A 14052-nucleotide genomic window follows, 5' to 3' on the forward strand; every position below is an offset into this window, starting at 1 on the left:
ATGACAACGCAATTGACGGGCGAACTGCTGATCGCGGGCGCGGCGAGGCGCGGCGCGGGTGCGCCGTTCCAGGCGCTCGACGCCGCGACGAACGAGCCCATCGCGCAGCCGGTTTTCCATAGCGCCTTGACTGCCGATGTCGATGCGGCGTGCGAACTCGCGGACGAAGCGTTCGACCACTATCGCGCACTGCCCGCCGAAAAGCGCGCGCAATTCCTCGACGACTGCGCGGCGCGCATCGAAGCGTTGGGCGAGCCACTGATCGAACGCGCGATGGCCGAAAGCGGCCTGCCGCGTGCGCGCCTCGAAGGCGAGCGCGCGCGCACCGCGAATCAGCTGCGCATGTTCGCGGCGCTCGTTCGCTCCGGTGACGCACTCGACGCGCGCATCGAGCCCGCGCTGCCCGAGCGCCAGCCGCCGCGCACCGATCTGCGCTTCTGGCGCATCGGTGTGGGCCCCGTCGCGGTGTTCGGCGCGAGCAATTTCCCGCTGGCGTTTTCGGTGGCGGGCGGCGATACGGCCTCGGCGCTGGCGGCGGGCTGTCCCGTCGTCGTGAAGGCGCATCCGGCGCATCCGGGCACATCCGAGCTCGTCGGGCGCGCAATCCAGGAGGCCGTCGCGGCGGCCGGGTTGCCCGCGGGCGTCTTTGCACTTCTGTTCGACGCTGGCCACGAAGTCGGCAGTGCGCTCGTGCAGCATCCGGCGATCCGCGCGGTGGGCTTTACCGGTTCGCGCGCGGGCGGCCTCGCGCTCGTGAGGCTCACGGCGGCGCGTGCCGAACCGATTCCGGTCTACGCCGAAATGAGCAGCGTGAATCCGAACCTGCTGCTGCCGGGCGCGCTCGCCGCGCGCGGCGACGCGCTGGCACGCGAGTTCGTTGCGTCGGCGACGCTTGGCTGCGGCCAGTTCTGCACGAATCCGGGCTTGATGCTTGCCCTCGCGGGCGCCGAGTTCGACGCCTTCGCCGCCAACGCCGCGCGCGAATTCAGCGCCGCGCCTGCTGGCGTAATGCTCGCGGCAGGCATCCTGCGCGCATACGAGCACGGCATCGAGCGTCTCATGCAGCATCCGCAAGTGATGACGCTCGCGCGCGGCGCGGCAGCGCCGGGACGCGCCCAAGCGACGCTCCTGCGCGTAAGCGCGAGCGACCTGCTCGCCGATCCCACGCTCGGCGAAGAGGTGTTCGGCCCGAGCAGCGTGCTCGTGGAATGCGCGAACGCGGTCGAGCTGCGCGCGGTACTGCGCAAAATCGAAGGCCAGCTGACGATCACGCTGCACATGGAGGCCGCCGACGCTGAACTCGTGCGCACGCTCTTGCCGCTCATCGAGCGCAAGGCGGGCCGCGTGCTCGCGAACGGCTTTCCGACCGGTGTCGAAGTGTGCGACGCGATGGTCCACGGCGGCCCATTTCCGGCGACCTCGGACGGCCACAGCACGTCGGTCGGCACGGCCGCCATCGAGCGCTTCCTGCGCCCCGTGTGCTACCAGAATCTCGCCGACGGCTTGTTGCCCGACGCGCTGCGCGACGCCAATCCGCTGAACGTGCGGCGCCGTTTTGCAGGCAAACCGGAAACGCCGCGCGCGCCGTAACGCGGCGCCGCGCAAGATCCGCGCGCAACGCGGACAGGTGACATGACCCGCGTCACCCGCTGCCGCCAATGTATCCAGAGACGCGCGCCGAGCTGATCGCGATCGCGAGGCGTCTCAATGCGCTTGTGCTCAGGTGGACGCAATGAGCCGTGGCTGCCTTTGGCGAATCGCTCTGGCTCAGCAAACATTGGGTGGAGAAACACCATGAATTCGACTTTTACGCTGGCCGTGGCCGGCATCGGCAAGATCGCCCGCGACCAGCATCTGCCTGCTATCGCGGCGAACCCAGGCTTCGCGCTGGTCGGGTGCGTGAGCCGCAACGCGCAGGTCGAGCACGTGCGCAACTATGCTGACATCGATGCGCTGCTCGCCGCCGAGCCTGACCTCGACGCCGTCTCGCTGTGCACCCCGCCGCAGGTGCGCTATGCGCAGGCCCGCGCGGCGCTCGAGGCGGGCAAGCATGTGATGCTCGAAAAACCCCCCGGGGCGAGCGTGAGCGAGGTCGAGGCCCTGCGCGAGTTGGCGCGCGCTCGGGGACGCACGCTCTTTGCCACCTGGCACTCGCGCTATGCAAGTGCCGTGGAGCCGGCGCGAGCCTGGCTTCAGGGACGCACAATCCACGCCGTGCACGTGCGCTGGAAAGAGGACGTGCGCCGCTGGCATCCAGGCCAGCAATGGATCTGGGAGCCAGGCGGCCTTGGCGTGTTCGATCCGGGCATCAACGCGCTCTCCATCGTCACGCACATCCTGCCGCGTGAAATCGTGTTGTGCGGCGCGCAACTGCTCGTGCCGCGCGATGTGTCGACGCCGATCGCGGCCGAACTCGACTGCATCGACACAGACGGCGTACCTTTGCGCGCCGAGTTCGACTGGCGCCACGGTCCCGTCGAACAATGGGAGATCGACGTCGAAACCGCCAACGGGTTGCTCTCGATCACGGAAGGCGGGAAGCGTCTTTCGATTGCGGGCGAACCGGTTGTGCTCGAAGGCGAGCGCGAATATGGGGCGCTCTACGAACACTTTCACGGACTGATTGCGCACGGCGCCCACGATGTGGACGTGCGCCCGCTGCGCCTCGTCGCCGATGCGTTCCTGCTCGGACGGCATGTCGAAGTCGAGGCGTTCGGCCGCTAAATCCTTAGTCTGCAAATCAATCGCCACAAATCACCGCAATACCCACGCAACGGTTGACCACAACCACACATCTCGGAGACAGAGTATGACCAGCAAGATCCGCCGGCTGACCCTTCGCGCAACCCTCGCGGCGATGTGCATCGCACCGCTCGGCATGAACCTCGCGGCGCGCGCCGAAGCGCCGCTCAAGATCGGATTTCTCGTGAAGATGCCGGAACAGGCATGGTTCATCAACGAACAGAAAGCGGCCACCGCACTGGGCCAGAAGGACGGCTTCTCGGTGGTCAACATCGGCACGCCTGACGGCGAAAAAGTGCTGGCGGCAATCGACAACCTCGGCGCACAAGGCGCCAAAGGCTTCGTGATCTGCGCGCCCGACGTGCGCCTCGGACCGGCAATTCAGGCGCGCGCGAAGCGCTACAACATGAAGTTCGTCACCGTCGACGATCAACTGGTCGACTCGACCGGCAAGCCGCTGCCGAACGTCCCGCACCTTGGCATGTCCGCGTTCAAGATCGGCAATCAGGTCGGCACGGCCATCTCCGATGAAATCAAGCGCCGCGGCTGGAAACCGGAAGAAGTCGGCGCGCTGCGCATCACGAACTACGAACTGCCGACCGCGAAATTGCGCACCGACGGCGCCACGCAATCGCTGCTCGCCGGTGGCTTCAAGAAGGAAAACATCTTCGACGCGCCGCAAAAGACCACCGACGACGAAGGCGGCTTCAACGCGTCGTCGCCGGTGCTTGCGCAGCATCCGAACATCAAGAAGTGGGTAGTCTTCGCGCTCAATGAGGAGAGCGTGCTGGGCGGCGTGCGCGCCACCGAGCAACTGCATATTCCGGCAGCGGATGTGATCGGCGTCGGCATCAACGGTGCGGGCGAGGCGTTCGCCGAATTCCAGAAGAAGGAACCGACGGGCTTCTACGGCACGATCGCCGTGAGCTCGACGATGCACGGCAAGGAGAGCACGGAGAACCTCGTCGGGTGGATCAAGGACGGCAAGCAGCCGCCCGCCGATACGCAGACCACCGGCAAGCTGATGGTGCGCGGCAACTGGCAGGACGTGCGCAAGGAACTTGGTATCTAAGCACGTCTGTATGAGCTGACAACGTTCTGTGCGGGCCATGACCGTTACCTGATAGCGGTTTCTCAGGCGAGGTATTCGCCGTATGGCCCGCACGCGTGTCCATCTGCAAGAGGCATTCGATGACGGTTTCAGAATACAACCAGGCGCGTGCACCCTTCGCGCCGGCGTCCGCCGATGCTCGGACGTATCTGCAGCTCGACGGCATTACCGTACGCTTTCCGGGCGTGTTGGCGCTCGATCAGGTGTCACTCGATGTGCGGCGCGGCGAAGTACATGGCCTGATGGGTGAAAACGGCGCCGGCAAATCGACGCTGCTTAAAGTGCTGTCCGGTGTGAATCAACCGGTGGCGGGCACCTTGTCGCTCGACGGCGTCGAGCAGCAGTTCGTTACCACCAAGGCGGCCATCGCGGCCGGCGTCGCGATCATCTATCAGGAACTGCATCTGGTGCCGGAACTGACGGTCGCGGAAAACCTGATGCTCGGCGCACTGCCCAATCGTTTCGGCGTGCTGGACGAAAAAACGCTGGTTGCACGCGCCATTCGCGAACTCGAACGACTCGGCGAGAAGATCGATCCGGCGCAGCAGGTCAAGCATCTGTCCATCGGGCAGCGGCAGATGATCGAAATCGGCAAGGCCCTGATGCGCGATGCGCGCGTGATTGCGTTCGACGAGCCGACCAGTTCGCTGTCGGCGCGCGAGACCACGCAACTGTTTCGCATTATTCGCGCATTGAAGGCCGAGGGCCGCGCGATCATCTACGTGACGCACCGCATGGATGAAGTCTACGAGCTGTGCGATCGCGTGACGGTGTTTCGCGATGGCCACCACATCGACACGTTCGAAGCGGGTGAAGGACTCGATCGCGACCGTCTGATCAGTAGCATGGTGGGCCGTTCGATTGAGGACGTGTACGGCTATCGTCCGCGTGCAACCGGCGACGTGCAGCTCGAAGTAAAAGAATTGATGGGACCGGGCCTGAGAGAACCCGCGTCGTTCTCCGCGCGCGCCGGCGAGATTGTCGGCTTCTTCGGACTCGTGGGCGCGGGCCGCTCCGAATTGATGAAGCTGATCTACGGCGCTGTGAAACCGACCGCCGGCGAGATCATGCTCAAAGGCAAGCGCATGCGTTTCGCCACGCCGCGCGACGCGGTGCGCGCGGGCGTCGCGTTGTGTCCTGAGGACCGCAAACAGGAAGGCATCGTGTCGATCGCCTCCGTTTCGGACAACCTCAACATCAGTTGCCGCCGCCACTTCAGCCGCTTCAACGTGCTCAACGGCCGCAAGGAAGCGCAGACCGCGAAAGAGTTCATCGGCAAGCTCGCGATCAAGACGCGCAACGGCGAGACGCCGATCGGCACCCTCTCCGGCGGCAATCAGCAGAAGGTGATCCTGTCACGTTGGCTTGCTGAAGACATCGACGTGTTCCTGATGGACGAGCCCACACGCGGTATCGACGTCGGCGCGCGCAGCGAGATTTACGGCCTGCTATATGGGCTTGCCGAAGCGGGCCGCACGGTGATCGTCGTGTCGAGCGATCTGGCTGAAGTGATCGGCGTAGCGGATCGCGTGATCGTGATGAAGGAAGGCCGCATTGTCGGCGATCTGCTGAAGGCGCAGGCCACGCCCGACGCATTGATCAAGCTCGCTCTGCCGCGCTAATGCGCTACGGTATTTCGCACCGCGTAACTGAATGGGAAGTTGGTTTTGTAAAAGGCCTCATGAAGGAAATAGACAACATGCAAACGCAATCAAGTTCCTCCGATCCGGGCAGTTCGCCGGCCGTCTCCAACGGTATCAGCGCACGCGCCGCGCGCACCTGGGACGTCATCAACAAGTCCGGGATCGTGATGGTGTTCATCATCCTGTTTGCCGTTCTGTCGTTCACGGTGCCGGACTTCATCAGCTCGCGCAATATCCAGGGGCTTCTGCTGTCGGTCACGCTGATCGGCTCCATCTCCGTCACGATGATGTTCGTGCTGGCGCTCGGCGAAGTGGATCTGTCGGTCGCGTCGATCGTCGCTTTCGCGGGCGTGGTCGCCTCCACCCTGATCACCGCGACGCATAGCGTGCTGCTCGGCGTGGCAGCCGGTGTGCTCGCGGGCGGCGCGGTCGGGCTCGTGAACGGCGTACTGGTCGCGCGCTACAAGATTAACTCGCTGATCGTCACGCTCGCGATGATGGAAGTCGTGCGCGGCCTCGCGTTCATCACGTCGAACGGCGACGCGGTGATGATTTCCGAAGAGCGTTTCTTCGACCTCGGCGGCGGTTCGTTCCTCGGTGTCTCGTATCCGATCTGGAGCAACATCGTGGGCTTCGTGCTGTTCGGCTTTCTGCTGAAAAAGACAGTGTTCGGCAAGAACGTGCTGGCCGTCGGCGGCAACAGCGAAGCTGCTCTGCTCGCGGGCCTGCCGGTCACGCGGATCAAGATCACCGTGTTCGTGCTGCAGGGGCTCGTCACCGGTTTTGCCGGCGTCATGCTCGCCTCGCGGATGAGCCTCGGCGATCCGAAAACCTCGGTCGGTCTTGAACTCGGTGTGATCTCCGCCTGCGTGCTCGGCGGCGTCTCGCTGACGGGTGGCGTTGCAACGATTTCCGGCGTGCTGGTCGGCGTGCTGATCATGGGTTCCGTGCAGGACGCAATGAGCCTGCTGAATGTGCCGACCTTTTACCAATACCTGATTCGCGGCGGCATCCTGCTGCTGGCGGTCCTGTTCGATCAGTTCCGTCGGAGCAAGCGAGCAGTCTGACCGGCGGGCTGGCAGCTGAACACGACGATCTTGCTCACGAAGCAGGTGGTTATACGAATAACAAGTGGCTTCCTGGAGGAGGAAATACAAGGATACAAACCCTTGCTCGATTCTAGTCTTGCAGAAAACCGTCCTGCTTCAGGCAGGACGCAAATCAGCCTTGAAGGGGCGCTGTCGGGAATAGTTTCACGCTAAAGCGTGAGCGTTATCACGTGTGGTACGGCGCTACAAAGAAACTAACCAAAACCAAGCAAAAATCGGAGACACAACATGAGACTTATCGGGAAGCTCGCAATCGGCACGCTGATCGGCACGACGCTAACGCTGGCAGCAGGTGTCAACGCATCGGCGCAGGAAAAGCAGGTCACGCTCGGGTTTTCGCAGGTCGGTGCTGAGAGCGCATGGCGCACGGCCGATACTGTGTCGGTGAAGACCGCCGCGAAAGACGCGGGCATCAACCTTAAGTTCTCAGATGCGCAGCAGAAGCAGGAAAACCAGATCAAGGCGATCCGCTCGTTCATCGCGCAGAAGGTTAACGTAATCGCGTTCTCGCCGGTCGTCGAGTCTGGCTGGGAGCCGGTGCTGGCCGAGGCGAAGGCCGCGCACATTCCCGTGATTCTGACTGACCGCGCGGTCGACGTGAAGGACACCTCGCTCTACGTGACGGTGATCGGATCCGACTTCATCGAGGAAGGACGACGCGCTGGCCGCTGGCTCGAAGAACGCTACAAGAGCGATGCGGGACCCGTCAATATCGTCGAGCTGCAGGGCACTGTCGGCTCTGCGCCGGCCAACGACCGTCACGCGGGTCTGATGGAGGTGATCAAAAATGATCCGAAGTTCAAGGTCATCGCGTCGCAGAGCGGCGATTTCACGCTTGCGGGCGGCAAGCAGGTGATGGAAGCGTTCGCCAAGACTTACGGCAAACAGATCAATGTCGTCTACGCGCACAACGACGACATGGCGCTCGGCGCGATCCAGGCAATGGAGGAAGCGGCCATCAAGCCGGGCAAGGACGTGAGCGTCGTCTCCTTCGATGCGACGAAGGGTGGTTTTCAAGCGATGATCGCGGGCAAGATCAATGTGGACGTCGAATGCAGCCCGCTGCTTGGGCCGCAGTTGATGGCTGCGGTGAAGGACGTCGTCGCGGGCAAGCAGGTGCCGAAGCGCATCGTGACAAACGAGACTGTTTTTCCGATGAGCGTTGCGGCGCAGATCCTGCCGACCCGCAAGTATTGACACGGGCCGCCGTCGGTACCCCGTGCTCCGCGGCTCGGCGCGCACCACCCGGGCTGTGTCTTCGACCACTTTGACGGGACGGTCTTCATGTCCCATTCGCCCATGATCCACACACCCATTCTTGAGATTATCGGCATCGACAAGACGTTTCCAGGCGTCAAGGCACTGCAACAGGTGAATTTTCGCCTCTTTCCCGGCGAGATTCATACGCTGATGGGCCAGAACGGCGCGGGAAAGTCAACGCTGATCAACGTGCTGACCGGCGTGTTCGGGCACGATTCCAGCGAGATCCGGCTCGGTGGCGAGACCGTGCGCTTCGCGGCCCCGCTCGAGGCCGAAGCCGCGGGCATCCAGACGCTCTACCAGGAAGTGAACCTGTGTCCGAACCTGTCCGTCGCGGAGAATATCTTCGCCGGCCGGCAGCCGAAGAGGCGTGGTGCGATCGACTGGAAGGCAATCAACGCGCGCGCCCGTGAAGCGCTCGCGGACCTGGACCTTTCCCTCGATGTCACGCGCTCGCTCGACGCCTATCCGATCGCGGTGCAGCAGATGGTCGCGATCGCGCGGGCGGTGTCGGTCGATGCACGCGTGCTGATTCTCGACGAACCGACCTCGAGCCTCGACGACGGTGAGGTTGCGCGGCTCTTTGCCGTGTTGCGGCAACTGAAGGCGTCGGGCATGGCGATCCTGTTCGTGACGCATTTTCTTGAGCAAACCTACGCTGTGTCCGATCGCATCACGGTGATGCGCAACGGCGAGCGCGAAGGTGAATATCTCGCGAAGGACCTACCCGTCGAGTTGCTCGTAGCAAAGATGACGGGCCATGAGCGTATGAGCGAACGGCTGAAGGATGGCGCCTCGGACGTCGCCCGCGAGGACAATCGCGCGGCACCTTTCCTGTCGATGCAGGGCGTGGGCCGGCGCGGTCTGATGAATCCGGTCGATCTCGATGTGCGTCCGGGGCAGATTCTCGGGCTCGCGGGGCTGCTCGGTTCGGGCCGCACCGAGACGGCGCGGCTCGTGTTCGGAGCGGAGCGCCCGGACGCCGGCACGATGCTGGTCGACGGACAGAGCGTGAAGCTTGCTTCGCCACGCGATGCTGTGCGGCACGGCATCGCGTATTGTCCCGAAGATCGCAAGAAGGAGGGCATCGTTGCTGCGCTGTCGATCCGCGAGAACATCATTCTCGCGCTGCAGGCGCGGCGCGGCTGGTGGCGCATGCTGAGCCGGGCGCGGCAACGCGAGATTGCCGACGACTACATCGCGCGCCTCGGCATCAAGGCGCGCGACGCCGAGCAACCGATCGGACTGCTTTCAGGCGGCAATCAGCAGAAGGTGCTGCTCGCGCGCTGGCTCGCGACCGAGCCGAAGCTGCTGATTCTCGATGAACCGACGCGAGGCATCGACGTGGCCGCGAAGTTCGACATCATGGATCGCGTGCTTTCGCTGTGCGCGAAGGGGCTTGCTATCCTGTTCATCTCTTCGGAGATGAGCGAGGTGGTGCGCGTGAGCCACCGGATCGCCGTGCTGCGCGATCGGCGCAAGGTCGCGGAGGTTTCCGGCGAGAGGCTGTCGGAAGATGAGGTGTATCGACTCATCGCCGGAGGCCAGTCATGAGACGGATTCAGGCATTGCTTCGTCATCAGTTGATCTGGCCGGCGCTCACGCTCGTGCTGTTATTCGCGCTCGACCTCGCGCATCGGGCCAGCTTCCTGTCGATCACGATTCTCGACGGCCACCTGTTCGGCGCACCGATCGACATCCTGAATCGGGCGGCGCCGCTCGTGATCGTATCGCTCGGCATGACACTTGTGATCGCGACGCGCGGCATCGACATCTCGGTCGGCGCGACCGTTGCGATTGCTGGCGCGGCGGCTTCCATCGTCCTGGAAGCGGACCCGTCCCACGTCGGCGAGGCGCTGCTCGCGGCAGCCGGCGTGGGGCTGCTGGCGGGCATGTGGAATGGATTGCTGGTGGCGTTCGTCGGCATGCAGCCGATCATCGCGACGCTGATCCTGATGGTCGCCGGGCGCGGCATCGCGCAGTTGCTGACGGGCGGCCAGATTATCCCGATCGACGCGCCGGGCTACCTGAGGCTCGGCGACGGCTATCTCGCGACGGTGCCGTGCGCGGTGTGGATCGCGATCGCCGTGACGGTGGCGAGCGCGCTGCTCGTGAACCGTACCGCGCTCGGGCTCTTCATTCGCTCCATTGGCGTGAATCCCGTTGCGACCCGTTTGGTCGGCTTGCGCTCCGGCGCGATCGTGTTCAGCGTCTACGTGTTCTGCGGGCTGATGGCGGCGATTGCCGGGATCATCGCGAGCTCAAACGTGCGCAGCGCGGACGGCAACAATGCGGGACTGCTGCTCGAGCTCGACGCGATTCTCGCGGTGACGCTCGGCGGCACCTCACTGCTAGGCGGCCGCTTCAGCCTGGCGGGTACGGTGCTCGGCGCGCTGATCATTCAGACGCTGACCTATACGACGTACTCGATCGGCGTGCCGCCGGAGGCGACGCTTGTCGTGAAGGCCATCGTCGTGGTGGTGGTCAGCGTGATCCAGTCCGAGGCAGCTCGCGCGTTGCTCGTCAAGCAGCTAATGCGATTTTTCTCCTTCGCGCGGTCCCGCGCATCCACCGGAATGACTTCATCATGAACAGGCTGATTGGCCGGCTGGCCGACCCCCGTACTCTGCCGATCGTCGTGACGATCGTGCTGTTTGCTGCGCTGTTCGGCTTCGGCTCGGTGATGTACACGGGCTTCTTCTCGATGCAGGTGCTGACCGGTCTGTTCGTCGACAACGCGTTTCTGTTGATCGTCGCCATCGGCATGACGTTCGTGATCGTGTCTGGCGGTATCGACCTGTCGGTTGGAGCAGTGGTCGCACTGACGACGATCCTCTGTGCGGTCGGCGCTGAACGGCTGCATTGGCCCATTTGGGTAATCGTGCCGCTCGTGCTGATGTTCGGTGCGCTTTACGGAGCGGCGATGGGCGTGCTGATCCACTTCTTCCGCCTGCAGCCGTTCATCGTGACGCTTGCCGGCATGTTCCTTGCACGCGGCGCATGCTTCCTGATCACGACGCAATCGATCACGATTAACGAACCGACGTTCCATGCGATTGCCGGCCTGAGCGTGCCGATCGGCAGCGGCTCGCTCAATGCGGGCGCACTGATGGCGCTCGCGACGCTCGCCGCCGCAATCTATGTTGCACACTTCACGCGCTTCGGGCGCAACGTATATGCGGTCGGGGGCAGTGAGCGCTCGGCGCTGCTGATGGGGCTGCCGGTCGCGCGTACGAAGGTCGCCGTGTATGCCCTGAGTGGCCTGTGCTCGGCGCTCGCTGGGGTCGTGTTCACGTTGTACGTGCTGTCTGGCTACGGGCTGCAGGCGCAGGGGATGGAGCTGGACGCGATCGCCGCGACTGTGATCGGCGGCACGTTGTTGACCGGCGGCGTCGGCTATGTGATCGGCTCGTTGTTCGGTGTCGGCATACTCGGCACGATCCAGACGCTGATCACGTTCGATGGCACGCTGAGTTCATGGTGGACGCGCATCGTGATCGGCGCGCTGCTGTGTGTGTTCTGTCTGCTGCAGCGGATTATCGAGCGGCACGCGATGCGGCGGCAGTCAGGTGGCACAGGGCTCGACGCGAGGCTGCAGGCGCCTCCTGGCAAGCGGCGACCGCCAGCGGGCGTTGGTGATGAGGCCGATCTCGTGACGATGACGTGAGCGGCTTGCCCCCGCAGCGGGTGAGCCGGTGGCGTGGGACAACAAACGGGTACTCGTTAGATTGCGGTCTCGACGGAAGTTGCGCTGTCACATGCGCATAACCAGCGAACTGAAAGTCGTCCAGAAGCAGGATGAAACGGACGACTGACAGGCGTTTTGTCTGGAGGGAGTGGGGTATGTACATGGTAGATCCCCGCGAGGTCGATTCGGTTGCTTCAGCCGTCATGGACATCGCACGGAGGAGCGCCGGCAGATCAAACGGGGCTGTGAACGCCGGCCACTGTGTGACACTTGCCAACGCCTATCTGAAGCTTGAAGTCGTACCAGGCGTGGTTGGCGGCGTTACCCGGTTTGACTGGAATGATCTTGGTATGTGGGTGCCTGTGTTTCTCCCGCCTTCGGCGGTTACGTCGGGAGTGGATATCAGGCAAATCGCATGTCATCCGGTATTTTCGACTCCTTCCTGTTTGGACGGGCGGCAGTCGTGTCCTGGAGGGTGTCCGTTTGGAACACCGTGCGATTGCGCCGAAGATCGGGTCCCGGTCGGTGATGCTCGTGTTCGAGAAGATTGGGAAATTGAATGGGCGGACGCAAGGTGCGTGCGGCTGAGAACCGCGGGCACCTTGCGGAAACCGTATCACGCCATTCAGGCGTATCAGATTGACGGACCGACGCTGACGGTGACGGTCGAGATCGAAAACAGGGGACGTAGAACATTACCTTTCGGGATCGGCGTTCGTCCATTTCTGGTACGTGATGCAGACACCGGACTGTGTGCGCCGGCCAGTGGCCTGTGGCTCACCAGGGATGATGGAGAGGCGCCGCGGCACGTTCCGACTCCACCCGCCTGGCAATTCGGTGTGACCTATCCGTTGCCGCGGTCGCTGGTCGATCATGTGTTTACTGGTTGGGGCGGCCGTGCGCTCGTGGAGTGGCCCACGCGCCAGTTCTCGCTGACGATTTCCGCGAACACTGCCCACTACGCGCTCTATACGCCACGTCAGGGGAGCTTCTTCTGCTTCCAGCCAGGTGATGGCCGGGCTAGTGCGGTGTCTCTTCCTGTGGGGAGCGAGGCAAATAGCCTGACCATGCTCGCTGCCGGCGAAAGACTGTCTCGCCGCTTCAGTTTCACTGTCGAACGTCTGGGATTGCCGACAAAAACTGTACGACAGTGATTGGAGTGACGCCTCCTTGGGCGACCTTGCGCGGGCAAGGTTCGCGCGATGCGCACGGCGTGCCACGTGTCACGCAACGAAGGTCGTGCTGGACGGATACTGCTCGTGAAGGCTGTGGGGCGGCGATCGAGGCGGTCGTATTCTCGAATATGTTTTTGCGGAGGTGACGGTCTGTGCTGTCGAACAAGATGAATGGGGCTGAGAGGGTGAGGGTCACCTCCTGGGGTTCGTTGCCCGACGGGAGAAACGTACGGACGTTTACGCTCAGGAACACGAAGGGCGTGAGTATCCGGATTAGCGAACTGGGTGCGGCGCTTGTCTCGTGGATAGCGCCGGACAGGGACGGCCTTCCAGGCGAGATCCTCTTGGGTCATGACACCCCCGGTGAGTACCTGGCGTCCGGCGCGTATATGGGAGCGCTTGTCGGTCGCTGGGCCAACAGGATTGAGGCAGCAAGGTTCAATCTGGGCGGTGTCGAATATCCGCTGATTCCGAACGAAGGTCAGAATCTGCTGCATGGCGGAGTGAACGGATTTCACCGGATCCTGTGGGAGTCCGAACAGGATGGTGACTCGGTCATCATGCGGCAGGATTCACCTGATGGTGACGGTGGGTTTCCAGGTAACCTGCAGGTGCAGGTCCGCTATACATTGAGTGAAGATAATGCACTGGCGATTGAATATCTGGCACTCACGGATCGTACAACGCCAGTTAACCTGACGAGTCATCCCTACTTCAACCTCGCGGCCCGGCCGGGTTGCGACATCCGCGCACACCGGATGAGGATACAGTCGGACGCGTATTTTGAGGTTGATGCAGCGCTTATCCCTCGCCAGTGCACACCCGTGGACGGCGGCCCGTTCGATTTCCGGCGGGAAGCATCCATTGGTTCGAGGCTGGATGTTCGCCATCCTCAGCTGGAGCTCGCTCAGGGTTTCGACCACTGTTACGTGCTGCGTGGCGGGGCAGACATGCCAACGGATACGTCGAGCCCCGGACTCGTGGAATCATCGGGGGTGCGCCCGGTAGCAACAGTGGTCGACCCGGAAAGCGGACGCATGCTGACCGTATCGACCGACCAGGCCGGGTTGCAGTTTTACTGCGGAAACAGGCTCGGCGGAACACAGGGACGAGGTGGTGTGCCCTATCGAAACCACGCCGGCTTCTGTCTGGAGGCAGGCGGGTTTCCGAACCAGATCAACATGCCAGACAGTCGTGCGGTCATAGCGACGCGTGAGATCCCGTATCGTCAGGTGACGGTATACCAGACAGGCGTACTGGCAAGGGAGACAGAGCAGTAGAGAACTCACCGCGGTATTGCAGGTGCGGTAAGCGATTCTAGCCG

Annotated in this window: 11 protein-coding genes and 1 pseudogene; all 12 read left to right on the plus strand. The window is 63.2% G+C overall.

The window, feature by feature from the left end; genetic code table 11:
- The 12 genes and pseudogenes from WN982_RS23390 to WN982_RS23445 all read left to right on the plus strand — a co-directional run bounded on the left by WN982_RS23390 (position 1) and on the right by WN982_RS23445 (position 14008).
- Entirely contained in the window at positions 1-1590 is a 1590-nt protein-coding gene (locus WN982_RS23390; RefSeq protein WP_341318054.1) for an aldehyde dehydrogenase (NADP(+)), read from the plus strand.
- 47 nt (positions 1591-1637) lie between these two features.
- Positions 1638-1736, plus strand: a pseudogene (locus WN982_RS23395) (dihydrodipicolinate synthase family protein); the annotation flags it as partial.
- A 58-nt stretch (positions 1737-1794) separates the two neighbouring features.
- The gene (locus tag WN982_RS23400) at positions 1795-2724 is read left to right on the plus strand and encodes a Gfo/Idh/MocA family oxidoreductase (protein ID WP_341318055.1); all 930 of its coding nucleotides are present in this window, start codon (positions 1795-1797) and stop codon (positions 2722-2724) included.
- Between the two features lie 85 nt (positions 2725-2809).
- Positions 2810-3814 carry an arabinose ABC transporter substrate-binding protein gene (locus WN982_RS23405; protein ID WP_341318056.1) on the plus strand — a complete coding sequence of 335 codons (1005 nt, stop codon included), beginning with the start codon at positions 2810-2812 and terminating at the stop codon, positions 3812-3814.
- Positions 3815-3933: 119 nt separating this feature from the next.
- Positions 3934-5475: an L-arabinose ABC transporter ATP-binding protein AraG gene (gene araG, locus WN982_RS23410; protein ID WP_341318057.1), complete on the plus strand. Its 1542-nt coding sequence runs from the start codon at positions 3934-3936 to the stop codon at positions 5473-5475.
- A gap of 77 nt (positions 5476-5552) precedes the next feature.
- Positions 5553-6563: an L-arabinose ABC transporter permease AraH gene (araH, locus tag WN982_RS23415; RefSeq protein ID WP_341318058.1), complete on the plus strand. Its 1011-nt coding sequence runs from the start codon at positions 5553-5555 to the stop codon at positions 6561-6563.
- Between the two features lie 270 nt (positions 6564-6833).
- Positions 6834-7802, plus strand: a complete 969-nt coding sequence (locus tag WN982_RS23420) for an ABC transporter substrate-binding protein (protein ID WP_341318059.1) — start codon at positions 6834-6836, stop codon at positions 7800-7802.
- Between the two features lie 102 nt (positions 7803-7904).
- Entirely contained in the window at positions 7905-9419 is a 1515-nt protein-coding gene (locus WN982_RS23425) for a sugar ABC transporter ATP-binding protein (RefSeq protein WP_341319389.1), read from the plus strand.
- On the plus strand, positions 9416-10456 hold the full coding sequence (locus tag WN982_RS23430; RefSeq protein ID WP_341318060.1) for an ABC transporter permease: 1041 nt from the start codon (positions 9416-9418) through the stop codon (positions 10454-10456). Before WN982_RS23425 ends, WN982_RS23430 begins: the two co-directional genes overlap by 4 nt.
- Complete coding sequence (gene yjfF, locus WN982_RS23435) at positions 10453-11532, plus strand: galactofuranose ABC transporter, permease protein YjfF (protein ID WP_341318061.1); 1080 nt, start codon at positions 10453-10455, stop codon at positions 11530-11532. Before WN982_RS23430 ends, yjfF begins: the two co-directional genes overlap by 4 nt.
- Before the next feature lie 284 nt (positions 11533-11816).
- A complete protein-coding gene (locus tag WN982_RS23440) occupies positions 11817-12707 on the plus strand; it encodes an aldose 1-epimerase (RefSeq protein ID WP_341318062.1) in 891 nt (296 codons plus the stop codon).
- Positions 12708-12895: 188 nt separating this feature from the next.
- Entirely contained in the window at positions 12896-14008 is a 1113-nt protein-coding gene (locus WN982_RS23445) for an aldose epimerase family protein (protein ID WP_341319390.1), read from the plus strand.
- Positions 14009-14052: the final 44 nt, after the last annotated feature.

This window comes from Paraburkholderia sp. IMGN_8, assembly GCF_038050405.1.
Classification (GTDB): domain Bacteria; phylum Pseudomonadota; class Gammaproteobacteria; order Burkholderiales; family Burkholderiaceae; genus Paraburkholderia.